This is a genomic window from Marinomonas sp. ATLA20 (assembly GCF_057180105.1).
This window is the reverse complement of the sequence record NZ_JBXUKU010000006.1, coordinates 233,093-252,936: the sequence shown is the minus strand read 5'-3', so window position 1 is coordinate 252,936 and position 19,844 is coordinate 233,093. Positions and strand designations below refer to the sequence as shown.

Below are 19,844 nucleotides of genomic sequence, written 5' to 3'. Positions count from 1 at the left end.
ACTATTTCGCATAAGGTATAACGCTATTTTATAATACTTACTTGAAGGTTTTTATGATCTACAGCAAGTTTATGGTAGGAATGTTTGCCGCGTTGACCGTAGCAAAAAAAACGCCAACGTGATGTTGGCGTTTTACATTCTACTAATGGATCGCTCTAAAGCGATTTAGAGTGAATGAAGCGAGTGATTATTTCGCTTTGTTCTTTGCCGCTTCAATGCTCTTTTGAATCAGAGGCGAAATAGTGAGGCCTTGCACAATGATGGAGAAGATAACCACAACATAAGTAATAATGACGATAATGTCGTGTAAATCTAGGCCTTCAATCATCATTTTATTGGTTGGAATAGCAGCAGCCATAGCAAGTGCTAACCCGCCTCGTAAACCGCCCCAAGTGAGTATTTTAACGGAATGCTTATCGTATTCGCGGTAGCGTTTGAAAATCAAATATGGGCTGCCAACACTGATAAAACGAGCCAGTAGTACAACAGGCACCATGACTAAACCTACACCTATTATTTCCCAGGTTAAAGGCATGGTAACGATCAACATACCTATGATTAGGAAAAGTAAGGCGTTTAGGAAGCTGTCAGTTGCATGCCAAAAATCTTTTACATAGCGGGTTCCATCAGGTCCGCGTCTTTTTGACGCTGTTGCTCGCGTGATGTTACCTAGAAGTATACCGCTAGTGACCATCGCAAGTGCCCCTGAAATTTCCCAGATATTTGCCAGCGCAAAGCCAGCGGAAGGGATGGTTAGAGTAACTAGTAGGCGAGTATTGATGTCTTTGCAATTGATAATAACAAAGTGACCAACCAGAGCGATAACAAGACCAAATACAATGCCACCAATCGCGTCGACTAAGAAGAGTTCAGCGACGTCTTGGAAGTTGGCTTCAGTACCATAAAATGCGACCGCAAAGATGGTGGTGAAAATAACCAAACCAACACCATCGTTAAACAAAGACTCTCCTTCTACCTGGATAGAGATGCCCTGAGGCGCATTCATTTGTTTGATGATAGCCAATACTGCAATCGGGTCGGTAGGGCTAATCAAAGCGCCAAATAGTAGACAGTAGATAAAGGGAACGGGGAAGTTGAGGAGAGCCAATACATAGTAACTTAAATAGCCGACTATGAAGGTGGAAACGAGTGTGGAAAATAACACCAATATGGTGATCTCCCAGCGCTGCCTTCTTAATGCCGCAAGGTCGATTTCTAATGCGCCTGCAAACAATAAAAAGCCTAACATGCCTTTTAACAAAAGCTGATTAAAGTCTATACCGGAAACAACTTGAGTAATGAAAAGCGCGGTTTCATCGCCAAGCATTTTCACAGCAAGAATCAGAAGTAATGAAATTACGACAGAACCTGTTGTGATGGCGATCGTAGTTTGCATTTTTAGTATGTATTGATTGGTAAAAGCGATAAAAACCGCTAATGCCGAAAGAAAACAGATGAGATACCAAGCGTTCATTCGAGAACCTTAACATTTATCAGTAAGAGTGAGAGTCATAAAAGAGTGCATGGGGGATGCTGGGACAGTATGTTATCCCTAGAATTTGCCTCTGTCACTGTTTCACTGTACAAAAAGTAGTCCTGAAGTGGGTGTTTTTTTATAAAACAGGAAATTTTATTTCAAAAAGCATCATTTTTGGACGATATTTCGCTTCTTATGTAGGAAAATTACAACTATTTGGTGTGTTGCTGTGCATTTTTCGAATAGTCTGAGCGAAAAAATTATTCTGCTTTTTTGTTTATCTCTTTTATTCTGTTGTTATGGATAACAATTTTTAATAAAAACAAAATAAGGGAATTGATAATGCGCCCATTCTTATACAAACCTAGTTTGCTTACCTTAGCCATTGGCAGTTGTGTTGCTTATAGTAGCCTAGTAAATGCCGCTACTGCTGCGACAATTCCACAATTGAGTGAAGCCAAATCTTCTGTTCTAGCTAAGAGTTGTGAGGGATTTTCAGCACTATTAACGGCAAACAATACCGTGATTGACTCGGTTGAAACCGTCGCCAAAGGCGTGTTGAAATTAGGTGATAATGAGGTTGAAAAGCATTGTTTAGTCAGGGGCAAGATGCATGAGCGAATTGGCGAGGTAGATGGAAAGCCTTATGCCATTGGCTTTGAGCTACGTTTGCCTAAAAAATGGAATGGTCGTTTTTACTATCAAGCCAATGGTGGTTTGGATGGTGCCGTCAAAACGGCTGAAGGCGCACTAGGCGGTGGGCCTCTTACTGGTGCACTATTACAAGGTTTTGCAGTGATTAGTTCTGATGCCGGTCATGGCAAGGGGCTTCCAACCTTTGGTTATGATCCGCAAGCAAGACTGGATTATGGTTATCAGGCCGTTGCTAAATTAACGCCAATGGCGAAAACAGTGATACAGCAAGTTTATGGCAAAGGCCCTGATCGTAGCTATTTTGCAGGCTGCTCTAATGGTGGTCGTCATGCCATGGTGGCGGCGACCCGATATGCCAATGATTACGATGGTATTTTAGTCGGTGCTCCTGGTTATCGTTTACCGCTTGCGGCGGTGGCAAGCATTGCCGGTGCTCAAGTGTATGCGTCAGTCCCTAATACGGATAAAAAGGATTTGAAAACGGCTTTTACCTTGGCAGAACGTACAACCGTTTCGAAGGCTATACTGGCAAAATGTGACGCGCTTGATGGTATTAAAGATGGCATGATTCAAGATTTTAAGTCTTGTCAGACAGCTTTTAGTATTCAAACCGATGTGGCTACTTGTAAGGCAGACCGCGATGGCACTTGTCTTACTCAACCGCAAAAAGACGCTGTGGATACCATCTATAAAGGCGTCACAACGAGCGATGGCACACGTTTTTACTCTTCTTTTCCCTATGATGCGGGGATTAATGATAAAGACCACATGATGTGGGAATACTCAGCTCCTTTACAGCGAGATTCTGGTGCCGTAGCAATGATTTTTAATACACCGCCTGTTGATCTTAAAGATTATAGTATCCGCAATTTCAATGGCGCTGACTTTGTTTGGCAGTCCAATATTGATGATTTGGTTGCTGGAGTGAATGCTGTGTCTGGGGGGTATAAAGAATCCGCTATGTCATTTATGGCACCGCCTACGCCAGAAAACATGTCTACCTTGCGAGATAATGGCGGCAAGATTATGGTGTACCACGGAGTGTCTGATGGCATTTTTTCTGTGCAGGATACGGAATCTTGGTATAACGCATTAAATTCAGCCAATGGAGGTCATGCTGACGATTTCGCCCAGTTTTACCCAGTGCCTGGTATGGGACATTGCCGCGGCGGGCAAGCAACGGATCAGTTTGATATGTTGATGCCTTTGGTCGCTTGGGTTGAAAAAGGTCAGAAGCCTGAACAAGTGATTGCGACTGCACGAGGGGAAGGTAACCCAGGTGGCGTCAATGATGAACTACCAGCCTCATGGAGTGCCAACCGTACTAGACCACTTTGCCCTTATCCTAGTGTCGCAACCTATGACGGCAAAGGTGATATAGAAAGTGCCAAAAGCTTTGCTTGTGAGGTTCCTCAAAGCATGTAATGTTTTGATTGCTATGGAGAGGCTTGCCTATGAAAGTAGGTAAGCCTTTTTGCTACCCCCAATTTTTAATAACCAATGTGCAGTTTTAAATTTATCTGAATAATATCCCCGATTTTTTCATAGTTTGTAAATTCCCTTCATTTCTTAATGTTTTCCGCTTTTATAGGTCGTAGTTTACTTACAAAACATAACCAAATGGTCTGAATTAGATGAAGCGAGCCCTCAAGGGGAGTATAATCCGCGGCATTTACACTATATGAGATCTTTGCACGACTACTACGCTTGTCAATACTTTGTTAAAAACAAACTCGAAATGCTCATTTATACCCAATAAAATCCGCTTTCTCGTTTATTTTTGCCTCGTCTTGGCTTCGCTCGTAACATCGTGAAAATGTCCCAATATGAAATTTAGTGACGTCTTTTAGGAGTATATTCATGGCAACACCTTCCCAGCACGATTTGCGTAATGATTTTCGAGCATTATTAGCAAGCGGTAAATGTTATTACACTGCTTCTACATTCGATCCTATGTCGGCTCGTATTGCTGCAGATCTTGGCTTTGAAGTCGGGATTTTAGGTGGCTCTGTTGCATCTTTGCAGGTATTGGCTGCACCAGATTTTGCTTTGATTACTTTAAGTGAATTTACTGAGCAAGCGACTCGAATTGGTCGTGTGGCACGTTTACCTATTATTGCTGATGCCGACCACGGTTACGGTAATGCATTGAATGTCATGCGTACCATTGTTGAGCTTGAACGTGCTGGTGTTGCAGCATTAACGATAGAAGATACTTTATTGCCAGCAAAGTACGGTCATAAATCTACTGATTTGATTCCAGTTGAAGAGGCTGTAGGTAAATTGAAAGCGGCTTTAGAGGCGCGTATTGATCCTATTATGAGCATTATTGCTCGTACTAATGCGGGTCAATTATCGACCGAAGAAACCATTTCCCGAGTTAAGGCTTATCAAGCTGTTGGGGTTGATGGTATTTGTATGGTTGGTATTCGTGACTTTGCTCATCTAGAAGAGATCAGCCAGCATATTACTATTCCAATCATGCTTGTGGCTTACGATAATCCAGAATTGCGCGATCGTGAGCGTCTTGCAGCAAATGGTGTGCGTATTGTGGTTAATGGTCATGCGGCATACTTTGCTGCGATCAAAGCGACTTACGATTGTTTGCGTGAGCAGCGTGGTATTGCTGAAGGTACTCTGAACGCTTCAGAGCTGTCTACGCGTTACTCTACTTTGGAAGAAAACCGCGTTTGGGCAAACAAGTATATGGATGTTCAAGAATAATCTTTATTACCAATAGATATCTAAAACGATAAAAGCCAACATCATGTTGGCTTTTTCATATTTTTTACCTGTTAATATGGCGATTAACCAAGCTGGGCGAGTTGCTCATAAGTATTTCGTAGCCAGACTTTCATGCGTTGGCGCTCGGCAATGTTCATTATGCCTTTATCATTCGCCACAGCCCAAAAACTGCTGTTGTTAAAATCAATCTTTTGAGTCAACTTACTTTGTAGTTTTGGCAGTTCAATGATCAAGGCTTCGCGGCTCACGGCTTTTTTATAGGTGTCAGATTTTTGAAAGCGAGAAAAATCAGTACCACGACCTAAGTTTTGTACGACCACAAAATCAACTGAGGGTTGAGTATAACGGTCAAGTAAATCATCCAGTAGCGCCACAGAGTCAGCGCCATCATCCATAACGTGCCAAAGACAGACCTGATATCCCATTTCGTCTAACAGGCCAAATACGTCGGTTTCTTCAATCCATTTTCCCAATGGCTGAGACGCTTGAGCAGCAAGATCAATGATTAAGTCACGATCTGGATATTCTTCAACGGCGGCTAGCATGCCATCTAAGCTGTCTTCCTCGCCAATCACGATAGGTGAAGCAAACTCATTGTAAAAGCGTGAAAAAGTTCCGTGAGATGCATCACAGTCAAAACCTAAAAACGGTTGATCATTATCAATATAGAATTGTGCTAAGACGCGCGCGGTCATAGATTTTCCTACTCCGCCTTTTTCACCACCGACAAAATGTACCTTACCCATTTAAATTTCCTCATTGAATCTTAACTTGATCATGGTTAAAGGATTTACTGAAAGCATGGTTGGTTGGAAATGCATGCTAACAATATTGCCTGAAAAGGTTTTGCACTTTCATTACAAAGTAACAGAAAAAAGAATAAATGGGTTAGTAGTAAAGGGGATTAGGCTGCTTTTCTAGGTACTTAATCAAATAGGTGCTAGTCTGAATGATTGTAAATTACATAATATAAGGATCATTTTATGGAGATCTTAGCTTTTTTATTTATTGGTGCCTTGGCGGGGTGGTTAGCAGGTCAGCTGGTTAAAGGTGGCGGCTTTGGCTTGATTGGTAATATCGTTATTGGTGTTGTTGGTTCTTTTGTCGGCGGATTCACATTTCAATTGCTCGGTTTGTACTCGGGTAGTTTCTTAGGTTCTCTTGTTACGGCAACGGTCGGGGCGATTATTCTTCTCTATGTTGTGCGGCTTGCTAAATCCTAGTTTTAAGACGGCTTCTCATAAATCCTAGTTTTAAGACTGCTTCTCATAAATCAGCCCGCTTTTAAATGCGGGCTTTTTTATGAGCAATAGTTTAATGGTCAAGCTTAGATAAGTTCTAGTTCTTCCATGATTCGGCGAATAGTGGCTTTGGTGCTGTCTTGCAATGGCACCATTGGCAAACGACATTCTTCAGTACAAAGACCTAATAATGACATTGCGTATTTTGGACCAGCTGGGTTAGGTTCGATAAACAAAGCGCTATGTAGGGCAAATAATTGATCCTGTAATTGTGCTGCTTCAACATAATTGCCTTCACGGCATAAGCGCTGTAGTTCGACAACTTGTTTCGGTGCTACGTTTGATGTCACCGAAATACAGCCAATACCACCACCGACGTTATAAGCGACAGTGCTTACATCGTCTCCGCTTAGAAAGCTAAATGGTTTGTTTATTAGTGCTCGCTCGCGAATAGGTCGAGTTAGATCACCTGTTGCGTCTTTTACGCCAATGATTCTTGGTAATTCAGCAAGGCGAGATAAGGTTGCGACCTCTAAGCCAACAACAGCGCGTGGTGGAATGTTGTAAAGAATGATGGGAAGTTTGCTGTTGTCGTGTACATATTTGAAGTGCTCATACAAACCTGTTTGATTGGGGCGATTGTAATAACCGGCTACATGTAAAGTGGCATCGGCGCCAGCTTGATAAGCGAATTCAGAATAGTTTACCGCTTCAACTGGGTTGTTTGAACCCGCCCCAGCAAGAACAGGGACGGCTTTATTGGCTTCTTGAACGGTAATTTCAATAACACGTTTGTGTTCATGTTCGCTTAATGTAGGGGATTCACCCGTTGTTCCAACAGGCACTAAGCCATTGATGCCTTGATCAATTTGCCAGCGAACGATGTTACGTAATGCGTCTTCGTCTAATTGGCCGTTACGAAAAGGGGTGATAAGTGCTGTGATTGCGCCGTAGAACATACTTTTGCCTCATTTAGGCCGGTATGCATTCTGCTGATAAAGAGAGATAAACCCGTCAGCGAGAATGCTGCCGGGGAGTTGTTTAAATCTTAATTCCACACGTCAGCGCCGCAAAGCTTCTTAGCCTTACGTTTATCACCGTTGCGTTTATTTAAGATATTGTTATTCATAGAGTAATAGAAAATCTTTGTTCAGTTTTATAAATAGTTAGTGTTTCTATGCTGACGCTTTTTCTAAAAAAGGTCAATACGCGAAGGTGTTTTTTGTTCGATCTATTTTCGCCTCTAGGATGTTCGTTTTTTTGCGTTAGATTGGATAAAATATTGGCGCAATTTAATGCGCTTTTAATCATTCTAATAAGAGAAACTATATGGATCTTACGACTTGGCTTTCTTTGGTTGCAGTTTGTGTCATGGGGGCAATTTCTCCGGGGCCGAGTCTTGCGGTTATTTTACGTGTATCAGTTTCCCAATCCCCTTTGCATGGCGTGTTAGCTGCCATAACACATGGTTTAGGAATCGGCTTCTGGGCATTTTTGACACTGCAAGGCCTTGCTATATTGATGTCAAAACACCAAACCATATTTTCTGTATTAACCGTTTTAGGTGGGATTTACCTTGCTTGGTTAGGCTTTAAAGCATGGCGTTACGCTGGTAAAGGTCAAGACATTAAGGTCGAAGGTCAAAAGTCTTCCTATTGGGAATCCGCTCGTGATGGCATGATGATTTCTTTGATGAACCCAAAGGCAGCACTGTTTTTCTTGGCTTTGTTTAGTCAGCTTATTCCTGCTGAAATAAATACCTTAATCAAGTTCCAATTATGGGCAACCGTGGTGGTCATTGATACTGGATGGTATGTCATTGTAGCTTTGCTTTTGGCTGGTGGGCCTGTGCTTTCTTGGTTGCGTCGTCACACTGATTGGGTAGATAGGAGCATGGGGAGTATTTTGATATTGCTTGGTCTAAAAGTGGTGATCGATGCCTTTGCCTAGGCGTAAAAAAAAGCGCTCCGAGAAGCGCTTTTTAAGGTTTGTGTCTAATGAAAAGCTTTATTTTTGAAAAATAAAGCTTTCTGTTTCCAGCAATTTCTTGGTCCAGATATCATAGGCTTTTGGAAGTAAGTGCAGCCTATCACCTTCAAATAGGTTTTCTTTTATCTCTCCTTCTTTGTCCAGTAAAGTTGAGAATAAGTCAACGTACTGAGTATTCGGCCGCGTTTTAGCGAGACGTATTAATTGTTTGTTGGTTTGTTCGATGGTTGCCCGCATTTTCGAGCGAGTTGGGCTGCATTTAATGCTGATTAAAGTGACCGGAATGCCAGGCAGATGACGGTCTATTTTTTGAAGTAGCTCAATGTATAGATCGACCACTTTGTTGCTGTCACAATGGTTGCCAATATCATTGTCACCGGCATAAATAACCATAGAACGTGGCTTATGTGGCAAGATGATGCGTTCAAAATAGTAAACGCAAGCTTCTAATGTTGCACCGCGAAACCCTAAATTAATGGCGTTTTTGTCGCGGAAGTTATGAGTGAAATCATGCCATAATCTAACAGTAGAGGAGCCATAAAATGCCACTGGCTGCTCTTTGTATTCTTGATAGGCTAGGTGGAACTCGAGTTCACGAACATCCGATTCGAACTCTACATCGATTTGATTCAAGCTCATTACATTAGAGCGATAGCCGTTTTTACCACTGAATATTGGGTATTGACGAATTTCTCGTGATAGCTCAACCGCTTCGTTAACATAACCTTTGTATTCTTCTTGGTAAGCCGCTAAAAATTGCGCTAAGGCTTTCTTATCCGTGTAATCTACTCTGCTGGACAGTTTAAATGCCGGTTTGATGATGACTGTATACAGGTTGTGATCGGCGCGTTTATCAAAGTTTGCTACCACAATCGGCACAATCCAAGGCTCTTCAGTTCCCATGGAGCCAGCGAGTTCAAAGGCGTGAGGTAAGAAGGCACCTGGAGATTGCTGCGTGCTAAAACTTTGTCCTTCAGGTGAAATCATTAGCGGAAAGTTCTTATTCAAAGTGTCTTGGGAGTTTTTGATAAATTCATCGTACTCAGGAGTATCTTTTGCTAGGTCCTCCCAGCTATTAATGAAGATATTTCCAAATCGCCCGTAAAAATCATCACGCCAGAATTCACTCTCTTTACTACGGCGAACAACACGTTGCCCTGAAATACCGTATTGTTTGTCGATGATCATTGAGCTAATAAATTGCGCATCCATAGAGAAGCGGAATCCGTTTGGTAAACGGTTAGTCGGTGAACCCAATAAGTGATTGTAAATAAACAGAGAGCCAGTTTTTTTAGGTAGGTTTTCCAGTCCTTTTACGACATAAGGTACTTGTTGGAAGGCTTGTTTAAAAAGCTCGGTACTTAAACGTCTAGCATCTAGTGCTGGTGTGTCTTTCGGTAAGCTGTTGATGGTGTCATAGACATTTTGTAGATGACGATAAAATGCATTTTCACGCTGTAAGTCTTTCAGAATATCCAAACACATGCCAGAAATGGTTCTTTCTAACACGCAGCCAAAATGCAGGCATTTGTAAAGAACACCAAATGCTTCATCTGTGGTAATGGCACTTTTGAGCAATTCGCTGACTTTATACAGAGGAGAGCTAACGGGTAATAGTGCCGCGTTTTGGTCGATTACGTTGCTTACTGCTAGCACTTCATCGTTGGCGATTTGTGAAAGATAGCGCATTCTCGCGGCTAATAAATGAGCACCAATCAGCCAAATAAGGCGGTATAGGTATTTGACCGAAAATTTTGGGTTATCTTCGAATATTTCTAATAAATCATCCCGCTTGATAAAGAGAATGCTGCTGTCTCTAGAGGAGATGATGGAAGTGCGGTTTTTCATTTCTTTATTTTGAGTTGCCCAAGCCAAAACGGTTCCAGTACGAGAGATGGTGCGAGTGGTAATAATATCGCCAGAGTCCGTTTGATAACTAATGACAACTTTGCCTTTAATTAGAATATATAAGCCATTAGCAGGCTGATCTTGTTGGCTTAAAATGTCACCTTGATGCGCCAATAAAATCGACGATTTTTTGGCTAAAGCGTGTATTTCCGCTTGGGTGAAAGTTTCACAAAACGGTGCGTAGTTTAATAGACTGATAGCATCTTTTAGTGCATGAACTTGCGTTTCGGAGTCGATTAATGGGCGTGTTTCTTCAAAAGCCAATGATTCATTGGAAAAGAAAGGGTGCGTTTGATTTTGTACATTGGTGAGAACGGGTAAGGATTCTTGGTAAACAAATTGTAGAAATTGATTAGCGAAAGACAGATTGGCATCAAGAATTTTTTGTAACTCAACAATAGGCCAATAGAGCAACTTGGAAGACTTGGTTGCTGTGAATGTAGTTGCATAGCGAGAAGGGTGACGAAAAGCAGACCAGCCAATAGGAGAAAGAAGGTTGCTTATCATACCGACATTATAAGATTTACCTGTATCTTGCAGTGGAACCGAAATGGCCACTTCGCCTTCTAGAAGAAAATAGATATTCTGACCAATTTCAAATTGTTTTGCTAGGATGTCGCCAGCTTTGAGCGTTTTTACAGCCGCTAGATCTGTTAAGGAAGTGGCTAGCTCGGCATCAATGTCTGCCATAAAAGGAAATGCATTTATGTGTTTTGTAATGTCCATTTTTTTACCTCAAATCTGGTATTGCCCTAGTTTGGACGAGTTATCGTTACTGTCTCGCCTAAAAGTGCGTAGTCGTCGCCACCTAGTCGTGCAAGAGGGTTGAGTTTTTCGTTATTGATGTAGATTCGAGCGTTTTCTTCAGTAACAAGATCTTCATCAACGTATAAGTCTGTTATTTCCAAATAAATGGCATTGAACGATGCATTGCCTAATGTATGCATGTCGAACAATTTGCAGTGCAGAGCGACTTTTGCTTCTTTAATTCTGGGTAAAGTGGTGGTGAAATCGGTAAGTGACAAACCGGTTGTAGGTAGTTCAGATTCACCATACGATAATGTCGCAGCACTTTGATTTACTGCATTAACCAGATCCCCACTCGGAATATGCAAAACACATTCCTTTTCTCTCACTAGGTTGTGTTTAGTGTCTTTGGCGACATCCGTCGTTTTGTTGCCAATTGAGACCATTAATAGGGCAGGATCAGAAGAGATAGGAGCAAAGTAAGAGAATGGGGCGAGGTTGAAGCTCTCGTTTTCATTTTTGGTCATGATCCACGCAATCGGGCGTGGTGTAATTGTCTGAGTGATCAGATGATAGCGCTGATTGCCGCTTAGTTGATCAAACTGGAAACGCATAGACTTCCCCGTCGTTATGAAACATTACTTGTTAAATTACTACAAATACCAATCCATTGTGAATCTTTGAATGGAAACTTATGAAATTTATTGTAAAAAGGCTGTTCAGGGTAGGTGAAGCGATTATAAGAGCCAACTCAATATGTTATGAATTCCAGGAATTAAAAACTAGAAGGCAGAAGGCTCTTAATTGGTAGGTGTGTTGTTTGTTTTTTTTAGGTCTTTAGATTAGTAGGCTTCAATGATGGCATTAAAAGCAATGACCACTCGATCTTTATCACCGAAATAGGGCAAAGCGGAATGCTTCAAATAGGATGGGAAAATGATTACTTGTCCATCTTTGGGGGTGAAATCCCAAACACCATGACCGCCTAGATATGCCGTGCCTGGATCTGCATAATGTTCCGCATTGACTCTTGGATCATAAAAGCGATTGAGACCACCATTGCCTTCAATATGGGCATCGCCGGGTTCTAAATAGTAAATACCGCACCAAGAGCAATTTGGGTGAGAGTGTGCATCATGGTAGCCGCCTTTTTGCGTGACATGATACCAAGACTCAATAATATGGGCGTCAGCTTCCATATCTTCAGGCCAAAAAGCTTGGTTCACAGATCCAGCTATTTCTAGAATCAGCTCTTCAAAAGTGCGTTTGGCTTCCATGATGTTGGCGTCAGCAAGATCCAGAAAATCCAATGTGCTTTCGTGTAGAGCGTGTTTTGCAGCTGGCGCTATTCGGCTTTCAATCGCAGTGCTTTGAGCTGCTTTTTGTTGATACACCGCAGCTAAAAGTGCCTCTTTTAAAAAATCATGGTCGGGCATTTGGGTGACAAACAATGGTGTTGTCCAAACGTTTATTTCTTCGATGATTGCGCTGTTTGTCATGTTGTATGCCTACAAAAAGGTGAACGAGAATGTGAAAGGTTATGCGGGAATGTCTAATTCGGTCACAACAGGTTTGTAACCACAAAACATCATTACTAAGTTACGAAAGCCTGTTTCGTTATCTGGACCTTCTAACCCCTTGATGCTTTTATCAATAAGCGCTAGATAGTTTTGCATGTAAGGCAGAGTCACTTTATTGTGACGTGACATGGCGCTTTCGTAAAAAGGGACTCGCTTATCCCATATTTTTTCACTTTGGCAGGCTTGTTTAAAGCTGGAAGATTGCATGCCTTGTAGTAAGTTAGCCAAGGTTTGAATTTCTCGATTGAATAGCCAAAGGATAATGTTGGGCTCGACGCCTTCGCCTAATAATTGATGTAGACAGTGCATGGCTTCTTTAGTTTTACCCATTAATAGTCGATCGCTTAAGTCATAAATAGAATAGCGACTACTATCAGCGACAGATTCAGCGACTTTTTCGGCATCAATCTGTACGCCTTGCCCATGCATTAGAGCGAGTTTTTCTAATTCTTGAGAAAGCGCTAGTAGGTTACCTTCTCCACGTTCACAAATCATGCTGGCAGCATCACGAGTCAGTGATAAATCTAATGCTTGAGCTCTTTGTTGCACCCAAGCAGGTAATCGATTCGCGTCTATTGGCCAGATTTGTATAAACACACCTTGTGATTCAAGCTGAGTGAACCACTTTGCTTTTTGAGTTCGAGCGTCAATTTTAGGCAGGGTGAGCAAGATGATGTTGTCTTCGCTCAGTGATTGGCCTAATTGTGCCAGTGCCTTGCTGTGCTTTTCGCCCATTTTGTCTATTTGAATATCAAACAGACGGCGAGATGAAAACAAAGATAAGCTTTGATTTTCGTTGATAACATCTTGCCAATCAAATTGAGCATCAGCCACGAAACGCAATCGTTCATCAAGACCGTGCTGCTGGGCTGCTTTGCGAATAGTGTCTGCTGCTTCTTGGCACAATAAGACTTCGTCACCAGAAATAATATAAATTGGCGCCAAGCTTTTTTTTAGCTGTGCTGGTAGTTGGTCAGCTCTGACTTTCATTCTGAGACCTTGGCACTATTACTGTGCTCTCCAATACTTTGTTAAAAACAAACTCAAAATGCTCATTTATAACCCATAGCTCGGCTTTGGCTTCCTGCGTCGCTCTAATAACTACATCCATGTAGTTATCCGCTTTTTCGTTTGTTTTTGCCTCGTCTTGGCTTCGCTCGTGACATCGTGCAAAGGCCTCATTGTTTGCCTAAAAATGAAGCGAGTTATAATGGAGCATAACCAAGGTCATAAATTAATTGATTGGCTAGCTCTTCATTCATTCTTTCGGTTTGGTCTTGGTTGTAGGAAAGCTTGGCGCTTTCTTCTGCATTTTGATTGGTCAGTGTTTTCGTAGTGCTAATAGTTCTAGGCCCATAAACGGCTTTACCGTCTGCTTGGCGAATGAAGTAGTTACTGCTCAAGCGACGTTGTACTTGTGACAAATCATTATCGGCATCACGAGCCAGTTCTGTGTCTTTCGATTTAATCGGGTTGATTTTCAGGTTTAGGGTGTTTTTATCAGCATAGACTTTATCTATAATCATCACGCCTGCTTTGTTAAACGCAATGCGTAAGGATCTATCAAAGCTGTCAGAACCGCTCTCAGAGGTTAAAGTGATTACTTTTAGTCTGGCCGGAATGTTAGTTTCGCCACGTAAATGGAACCCACAGGCGACAATGCTCATGGTTAGTAGCGCTAATAAAACGAGACGAGTAGTTTGTGTTAATGCGGCTATCATATCCGTGATCTCTATTTTGTGTGAAGGAAAAGGGATGGTGTAACCATCCCTTTGTACGCCTCAATTAGTTGGCAACGATGTTGACCAAGCGACCTGGAACCACAATCACTTTACGCACGGTCTTGCCTTCAAGGAATTTGGCAACACTTGGGTGCGCAAGGGCTTCGGCTTCAATCGTTTTGTTATCTGCGCTAGCAGAAACCGTCAATTCAGCACGCTTTTTACCAAGTACTTGAACAACAATAGTAAGCTCGTCTTTGATCAAAGCGTCTTCGTCTAGCGTTGGCCAAGGTGTATTAACGATGTTGCCGTTGTGGCCAAGTTCAGCCCATAGCTGATGAGCTATGTGAGGTACGATAGGAGACAGCAATAATGTTGCCGCTTCTAGTGCTTCCTGAACGACGGCAAGACCTAATTCAGATGTGTCTTCGAATTTACTAATCTCGTTGCAAAGTTCCATCACTGCCGCGATCGCGGTATTGAATGTTTGACGGCGTTCGATATCGTCCGATACTTTCTGAATCGTTTCATGAGTTTTACGACGTAAGGCTTTTTGAGCGCCATTCAATTCAGCAACCTTAAGCTCGCCCGCTTTTCCAGCGTTGGTATGACGGTAAGATAACGTCCATAAACGACGTAGGAAGCGTGAAGCACCATCCACACCTGCATCGTTCCATTCTAGTGATTGCTCTGGTGGCGCACTGAACATCATAAACAGACGAACGGTGTCAGCGCCGTATTTCTCAATCATTTCTTGAGGGTCGACTGTATTGCCTTTGGACTTAGACATCTTGGTGCCGTCTTTGTTTACCATGCCTTGCGTCAAAAGACGTTTGAATGGTTCATCAGAGTTAACAAGACCGGCATCGCGAAGCAACTTATGGAAGAAGCGTGAGTACAATAAGTGAAGGATAGCGTGCTCAACGCCACCAACGTATTGGTCAACCGGAAGCCAGTAGTTCGCTTCTTCTGTCAGCATGGCATCAGTAGAATCTGGGCAGCAGTAACGTGCAAAGTACCATGACGATTCCATGAATGTATCGAAGGTATCGGTTTCACGTTCCGCTTCTTCACCATTAAACATAATGGAAGAAAAATCAGGGTTATTTTTGATTGGAGAGTTAACACCGTCCATGACTACATCTGTAGGCAGCTCAACAGGAAGTTGATCCGCTGGAACTGGAACAACAGAGCCGTCTTTTAGATTGATGGTCGGGATTGGTGTACCCCAGTAGCGTTGACGGCTAACGCCCCAATCGCGTAGACGGTAGTTCACTTTTACTTCGCCTAATTCGTGTTTTACCATCCAAGCAGCAATCGCATCGAATGCTTCTTTGAATGCCAATCCGTCGAATTCGCCAGAGTTGCAAAGCACGCCTTTCTCAGTGAAAGCGGCTTTTTCTAGATCAACGACTTCGTCGCCAGCAGGCTGAACAACTTGTTTGATGGCTAGGTCGTATTTTTTCGCGAATTCAAAATCGCGTTGATCGTGAGCTGGCACCGACATTACAGCGCCTGAGCCGTATTCCATTAAGACAAAGTTCGCTGCGAAGACGGGAACAATATCGCCAGTTATTGGGTGAACCGCCTTGAAACCAGTGTCCATGCCTTTTTTCTCAACGGTGGCCATATCGGCTTCAGTTGTCGACATTAGTTTACTTTCAGCAATGAAGTTAGCTAGATCGGCATTTTTTTCGGCAGCTTCCAAAGAAAGTGGGTGCTGAGTCGCCACAGCAACGTAGGTTACCCCCATGATGGTATCTGGACGCGTCGTGTAAACCGATAGACGCTCGTCTTTGCCTTCTACAGCAAAGCTGAACTCTAGACCTTCTGAACGACCGATCCAATTACGTTGCATGGCTTTTACTTTTTCTGGCCAGCCATCCAATTGATCAAGATCGTTTAATAACTCTTCTGCGTAATCTGTGATACGGATAAACCATTGTGAGATCTCTTTCTTCTCTACGGTTGTACCACAGCGCCAGCATCCGCCATCTTCTACTTGCTCGTTGGCTAATACAGTTTGATCATGCGGACACCAGTTAACCGCAGCGGTTTTCTTGTATGCTAAGCCTTTTTCGACCAATTGAGTGAAGAACCATTGTTCCCACTTGTAGTACTCTGGTGTACAAGTAGCGATTTCACGATCCCAGTCGTAACCGAAACCAAGTTCTTTAAGTTGGCCTTTCATGTAGGCAATGTTTTCAGTCGTCCATTTTGCCGGAGCGGTTTTGTGTTTGATTGCTGCGTTTTCGGCAGGCAGACCGAAAGCATCCCAACCCATTGGCTGTAGTACGTTTTTGCCTTGCATGCGCTGGTAGCGAGAAATAACATCGCCGATTGTGTAGTTACGAACGTGACCCATGTGTAGGCGACCACTTGGGTAAGGGAACATCGAAAGACAGTAGAACTTCTCTTTGTTGGAATCAGCGACGGCTTTGAAGACTTTGTTTTCGTCCCAAAAAGATTGAGCAGCTTGTTCGATTTGCTGCGGATTATATTGTTCTTGCATGATGTATTCTTATCCCGTGATCGACGAAAGGTTGGTAGACCTGTATTCTATTTAATATAAAGAAGCCATTATAGCGGCATAGCTCAAGATAATGATGCAATAGCCAACAGAGTCTGAAAATATCCGCTATTTTATAGAGATGGAGCCCTAATTAGAAGGTGCATATAGGAGGAGTTATGAATTCTATGAAAAAAGATTCACCAAAAGAGACTGACGATTCCAATTTAGTCGAAGAAGCTCGTAAAACATTGATTGGAGCAAAGGATTGGTTTCTCGAAGATGTGGCCTTAATGACAGCTTATTGGCATGACAAAATGGGCTATACCGAAGCATGGGTCGATGCGAATTGGCATTACGTTCTTGATGAAGGTCATGAGTTAGTTGATGAACTTGATGAAAAAGAAGATGTTGCATTGTTGTGGTTGATTAATCATGCCAACAATAATCCTGTGCCGCTTGAAGAGTGTCATGTGGTTGGTGCTGAGGTCGAACCGGGGAGTTACCGCTGCATGTCATGCGGTCATGATAATGTGATCGAAACCAAGCAAGCATTAGCGCCCTGTGAAATTTGTCACTACGGTTTGATGTCGACTCATGATAATCAGACTAATAAAACTGAGTAATTCATTGTTCCTCGTTGCCACGCTCGGTCTCTATTCCTGACTCGACTCTACCACCTACATCCCTGTAGGTGTCCTGCGTGGTAATGCATAGCATGAGCCTTGGTATTCAGTTCTTAAAATAGAAAGTACTTGCGCCTGTTTCGCAAGCTCAACGCGTCAGCGTGAATCGAATTCCAAGGTTCATTTCTTTATTGGTTATCTGTTTTTACGTTTTAGAGCTAAGCCGCTTAAATAAGTAAACACCATACAGATCCCTAGTAACCAAAGCGTGGGCCAATAACCCCATTGCACATAAGGTGTGTTACCAGTAAAGGCTTTGGCCTCCGCTGTCAGTGTTGTTCTTTTAAACTGCGGTGCTTGCGCGACCACTTCGCCTTTTTCATTAATAAACGCTGTCACACCAGTATTGGTCGCACGAATAACATAGCGACCCGCTTCTTTTGCTCTAAACTGGGCGATTTGCAAATGTTGCCAAGGACCGAAAGATGTACCAAACCAACCATCATTACTAATGGTGATTAGAAAGTCGCTGTCTCTTACCATGCGTCTTACTTGCTCTGCATAAACAATCTCATAGCAAATAAATGGAGCGATGCCCCATTCGCCGACTTGCAATACGGGCTGATTGTCATCGCCGGATTTAAAGCTCGACATGGGCATACCGAACACATCTAAAATCGGGCCTATGTATTCTGCAAACGGAATGTATTCACCAAAGGGAACCAGTCGGCGTTTGTAATAAAGACCAAAGCCATTTCCAGTCGCCCAGATCGCATTGTAGTAATTCTTCTTGTCTTCGCTGACATCAGGGATGCCAGTAATTAGCGTGGTATTCGTGTTTTCTAGCTCTTTACTAAAGCTAGCAAAATAAGGCTTTATTCTAGGGTAAGTATAGGTGACAGCCGTTTCAGGCCAGACGACTAACTCACTGTCTAAGTGTTCTATGGTTGCCTGTTGGTAATAGGCGAGAGATTTGCCTGCGGTCTCAGCGAGCCATTTTTCATCTTGTTTTACATTGCCTTGTACTAACGTGGTTTTTAAGGTGCCTGTTTGGCTTACCCAAGAGACAGGGGAATAGTTTAAATAGGCTGAACCTAACCAGATGACCGACAATACGAAAATCAGCGCAAGCTGATTGCTTCGTCTTAATAGCAGACTGGCAAGCACGCTTGAGGTTAGTACAACACACGCACTGGTTAGCCAAATGCCACCAATAGGTAAAAGCTCAAATAACCAGGTGTTTTCAATCGCATAACCAGGTAATAACCAAGGAAACCCAGTAAACAGCGTACTTCTGGCAAATTCACCAAGCAATAAGCTGACTGTAACCCATAGGCTGGTAGGTAATTTGGGGAAACGTTGAGAGAGTTTCCACGCCCCCCATGCTGACAACGCCCAAAAAACGCAGAGTACAGCAACAAAGGCGAAAGTAATGAGCCCAGCAATGAGGCTACCAACTTGTCCGTATTCGGCAATGCTGACATATACCCAAGAAACACCCGCACCAAAAAAGCCTAACGCCACAGAGGTGCCACGCCAGCAGGCGGACTTGGCTGTTGTGCTGGTAAAAACGAGCAAGCTAAATATGGTTAAGCTAATAAAATAGCCTGGCCAAAAATGAAAAGGAGAGAAACTGGTGACGCCTAATGCGCCAGCAATAACGCCGATAAGACCAATAACTAGAGAAGGGAGTTTGGATAGTTTAGCCACCAAGAGTGGCTCCCACCCCGTCTTGGTATGGGTTAAGTCGGGGTGAGATAGGGTCATATTAATCTTGTGTGTTGATGGTTGGTTTGGTGACTTGAATGGTTTTAACTCGGCGTCCATCAGACTTCACTACCCGGAAATGGAAGTCGTTGAAGAAAAGCTCTTCATCACGTAATGGAACGTGGCCAAATTGTTGTACTAGTATTCCGCCGATAGTGTCGAATTCTTCTTCGTTGAGTTCAACTTTAAAGAACTCATTGAAGTCCTCAACTGGACACAATGCAGGTACAAGATACACACCAGGTTCAGTGGTGACTTGAATGCCTTCTTCATCAAGCTTGTCGGTTTCGTCTTCAATTTCACCAACAATCTGTTCTAGCACGTCTTCAATCGTCACTAAGCCAGAAACGCTGCCATATTCGTCTAGCACTAATGCCATGTGATAGCGCTTGGTACGAAAGTCATTCAGTAATACGTTGAGGCGTTTACTTTCAGGGATAAAGTTAGCAGGTCGTAGGCGCGCTAAAATATCCTCTATTGTCACAACGGTTTCTTTAAATAGAAGAGGTAATAAATCTTTGGCGAGTAGCACACCGAGAATTTCATCGGAGTCTTCGCCAACGACAGGGAATCGTGAGTGAGAAGAGTCTATTATTTTGCGGATTGACGTTTTAGGGTCATCTTCGGACTTAATGACCACCATTTGAGACGGTGGAATCATGATGTCACGTGCTTGAACTTCTGAAACTTCTAGTGCGCCTTCTACGATAGTGAAAGCATCACGATCAATAACATCGGATTTCACTGCGGCTTCTAGAAGTTTAACGATGTCGCCACGGCTGCGTGGTTCATCGTTGAATGCTTGGGTTAAACGTTCAAACCAAGATTTTTGTTGATCGTTGGATAAACTCGATCGGTCATCACTCATTGGGGTGTTAAC

Annotated in this window: 16 protein-coding genes; 5 read left to right on the top strand and 11 right to left on the bottom strand. The window is 42.8% G+C overall.

Annotated features, from left to right (window positions below; all coding sequences use genetic code 11):
• Window positions 1–187 precede the first annotated feature (187 nt).
• Window positions 188–1,474: a cation:proton antiporter gene (locus AC2A4J_RS12510; protein WP_484176241.1), complete on the bottom strand. Its 1,287-nt coding sequence runs from the start codon at window positions 1,472–1,474 to the stop codon at window positions 188–190.
• Window positions 1,475–1,819: 345 nt separating this feature from the next.
• Between AC2A4J_RS12510 and AC2A4J_RS12505 the strand changes: the two genes are divergently transcribed.
• Both AC2A4J_RS12505 and AC2A4J_RS12500 read left to right on the top strand, forming a co-directional pair.
• Window positions 1,820–3,556, top strand: a complete 1,737-nt coding sequence (locus AC2A4J_RS12505; protein WP_484176240.1) for a tannase/feruloyl esterase family alpha/beta hydrolase — start codon at window positions 1,820–1,822, stop codon at window positions 3,554–3,556.
• Between the two features lie 435 nt (window positions 3,557–3,991).
• On the top strand, window positions 3,992–4,855 hold the full coding sequence (locus tag AC2A4J_RS12500; protein WP_114413291.1) for an isocitrate lyase/PEP mutase family protein: 864 nt from the start codon (window positions 3,992–3,994) through the stop codon (window positions 4,853–4,855).
• A gap of 83 nt (window positions 4,856–4,938) precedes the next feature.
• Here AC2A4J_RS12500 and AC2A4J_RS12495 read toward each other — a convergent pair whose 3' ends face one another.
• Window positions 4,939–5,622, bottom strand: coding sequence for a P-loop NTPase family protein (locus tag AC2A4J_RS12495; protein WP_255825416.1), 684 nt, complete (start codon window positions 5,620–5,622; stop codon window positions 4,939–4,941).
• 237 nt (window positions 5,623–5,859) lie between these two features.
• Here AC2A4J_RS12495 and AC2A4J_RS12490 point away from each other — a divergent pair, with 237 nt between their 5' ends.
• Window positions 5,860–6,099, top strand: a complete 240-nt coding sequence (locus tag AC2A4J_RS12490; protein WP_012070611.1) for a GlsB/YeaQ/YmgE family stress response membrane protein — start codon at window positions 5,860–5,862, stop codon at window positions 6,097–6,099.
• 104 nt (window positions 6,100–6,203) lie between these two features.
• Here AC2A4J_RS12490 and dapA read toward each other — a convergent pair whose 3' ends face one another.
• Window positions 6,204–7,076: a 4-hydroxy-tetrahydrodipicolinate synthase gene (dapA, locus tag AC2A4J_RS12485; protein ID WP_484176239.1), complete on the bottom strand. Its 873-nt coding sequence runs from the start codon at window positions 7,074–7,076 to the stop codon at window positions 6,204–6,206.
• A 370-nt stretch (window positions 7,077–7,446) separates the two neighbouring features.
• On the opposite strand from dapA, the gene AC2A4J_RS12480 reads away from it, so the two are divergent.
• Complete coding sequence (locus tag AC2A4J_RS12480) at window positions 7,447–8,067, top strand: LysE family translocator (protein ID WP_484176238.1); 621 nt, start codon at window positions 7,447–7,449, stop codon at window positions 8,065–8,067.
• 57 nt (window positions 8,068–8,124) lie between these two features.
• On the opposite strand, the gene AC2A4J_RS12475 is transcribed toward AC2A4J_RS12480, so the two are convergent.
• From AC2A4J_RS12475 to leuS, 6 genes are all read right to left on the bottom strand, one after another.
• Window positions 8,125–10,740, bottom strand: a complete 2,616-nt coding sequence (locus AC2A4J_RS12475; protein ID WP_484176237.1) for a cyclic nucleotide-binding domain-containing protein — start codon at window positions 10,738–10,740, stop codon at window positions 8,125–8,127.
• A 26-nt stretch (window positions 10,741–10,766) separates the two neighbouring features.
• Window positions 10,767–11,375, bottom strand: a complete 609-nt coding sequence (locus tag AC2A4J_RS12470; protein WP_484176236.1) for a flavin reductase family protein — start codon at window positions 11,373–11,375, stop codon at window positions 10,767–10,769.
• Window positions 11,376–11,603: 228 nt separating this feature from the next.
• Window positions 11,604–12,260: a putative 2OG-Fe(II) oxygenase gene (locus AC2A4J_RS12465; protein ID WP_484176235.1), complete on the bottom strand. Its 657-nt coding sequence runs from the start codon at window positions 12,258–12,260 to the stop codon at window positions 11,604–11,606.
• Window positions 12,261–12,299: 39 nt separating this feature from the next.
• Window positions 12,300–13,331, bottom strand: coding sequence for a DNA polymerase III subunit delta (gene holA, locus AC2A4J_RS12460; RefSeq protein WP_484176234.1), 1,032 nt, complete (start codon window positions 13,329–13,331; stop codon window positions 12,300–12,302).
• A 215-nt stretch (window positions 13,332–13,546) separates the two neighbouring features.
• Entirely contained in the window at window positions 13,547–14,062 is a 516-nt protein-coding gene (locus tag AC2A4J_RS12455) for an LPS-assembly lipoprotein LptE (protein WP_484176233.1), read from the bottom strand.
• A gap of 64 nt (window positions 14,063–14,126) precedes the next feature.
• Window positions 14,127–16,574 carry a leucine--tRNA ligase gene (gene leuS / locus AC2A4J_RS12450; RefSeq protein ID WP_484176232.1) on the bottom strand — a complete coding sequence of 816 codons (2,448 nt, stop codon included), beginning with the start codon at window positions 16,572–16,574 and terminating at the stop codon, window positions 14,127–14,129.
• Window positions 16,575–16,750: 176 nt separating this feature from the next.
• On the opposite strand from leuS, the gene AC2A4J_RS12445 reads away from it, so the two are divergent.
• On the top strand, window positions 16,751–17,197 hold the full coding sequence (locus AC2A4J_RS12445) for a hypothetical protein (RefSeq protein ID WP_484176231.1): 447 nt from the start codon (window positions 16,751–16,753) through the stop codon (window positions 17,195–17,197).
• 195 nt (window positions 17,198–17,392) lie between these two features.
• Here the strand turns inward: AC2A4J_RS12445 and lnt are convergent, their stop codons facing one another.
• Complete coding sequence (gene lnt, locus AC2A4J_RS12440; protein ID WP_484176230.1) at window positions 17,393–18,907, bottom strand: apolipoprotein N-acyltransferase; 1,515 nt, start codon at window positions 18,905–18,907, stop codon at window positions 17,393–17,395.
• 58 nt (window positions 18,908–18,965) lie between these two features.
• Window positions 18,966–19,832, bottom strand: a complete 867-nt coding sequence (locus AC2A4J_RS12435; protein ID WP_255828545.1) for a CorC family transporter — start codon at window positions 19,830–19,832, stop codon at window positions 18,966–18,968.
• Window positions 19,833–19,844: the final 12 nt, after the last annotated feature.

Excerpts from the sequence above, each read along its gene's own strand:
- AC2A4J_RS12510 (WP_484176241.1), bottom strand. The coding sequence starts at position 1,474 with ATGAACGCTTGGTATCTCATCTGTTTTCTTTCGGCATTAGCGGTTTTT.
- AC2A4J_RS12505 (WP_484176240.1), top strand. The coding sequence starts at position 1,820 with ATGCGCCCATTCTTATACAAACCTAGTTTGCTTACCTTAGCCATTGGC.
- AC2A4J_RS12500 (WP_114413291.1), top strand. The coding sequence starts at position 3,992 with ATGGCAACACCTTCCCAGCACGATTTGCGTAATGATTTTCGAGCATTA.
- AC2A4J_RS12495 (WP_255825416.1), bottom strand. The coding sequence starts at position 5,622 with ATGGGTAAGGTACATTTTGTCGGTGGTGAAAAAGGCGGAGTAGGAAAA.
- AC2A4J_RS12490 (WP_012070611.1), top strand. The coding sequence starts at position 5,860 with ATGGAGATCTTAGCTTTTTTATTTATTGGTGCCTTGGCGGGGTGGTTA.
- dapA (WP_484176239.1), bottom strand. The coding sequence starts at position 7,076 with ATGTTCTACGGCGCAATCACAGCACTTATCACCCCTTTTCGTAACGGC.
- AC2A4J_RS12480 (WP_484176238.1), top strand. The coding sequence starts at position 7,447 with ATGGATCTTACGACTTGGCTTTCTTTGGTTGCAGTTTGTGTCATGGGG.
- AC2A4J_RS12475 (WP_484176237.1), bottom strand. The coding sequence starts at position 10,740 with ATGGACATTACAAAACACATAAATGCATTTCCTTTTATGGCAGACATT.
- AC2A4J_RS12470 (WP_484176236.1), bottom strand. The coding sequence starts at position 11,375 with ATGCGTTTCCAGTTTGATCAACTAAGCGGCAATCAGCGCTATCATCTG.
- AC2A4J_RS12465 (WP_484176235.1), bottom strand. The coding sequence starts at position 12,260 with ATGACAAACAGCGCAATCATCGAAGAAATAAACGTTTGGACAACACCA.
- holA (WP_484176234.1), bottom strand. The coding sequence starts at position 13,331 with ATGAAAGTCAGAGCTGACCAACTACCAGCACAGCTAAAAAAAAGCTTG.
- AC2A4J_RS12455 (WP_484176233.1), bottom strand. The coding sequence starts at position 14,062 with ATGATAGCCGCATTAACACAAACTACTCGTCTCGTTTTATTAGCGCTA.
- leuS (WP_484176232.1), bottom strand. The coding sequence starts at position 16,574 with ATGCAAGAACAATATAATCCGCAGCAAATCGAACAAGCTGCTCAATCT.
- AC2A4J_RS12445 (WP_484176231.1), top strand. The coding sequence starts at position 16,751 with ATGAATTCTATGAAAAAAGATTCACCAAAAGAGACTGACGATTCCAAT.
- AC2A4J_RS12435 (WP_255828545.1), bottom strand. The coding sequence starts at position 19,832 with ATGAGTGATGACCGATCGAGTTTATCCAACGATCAACAAAAATCTTGG.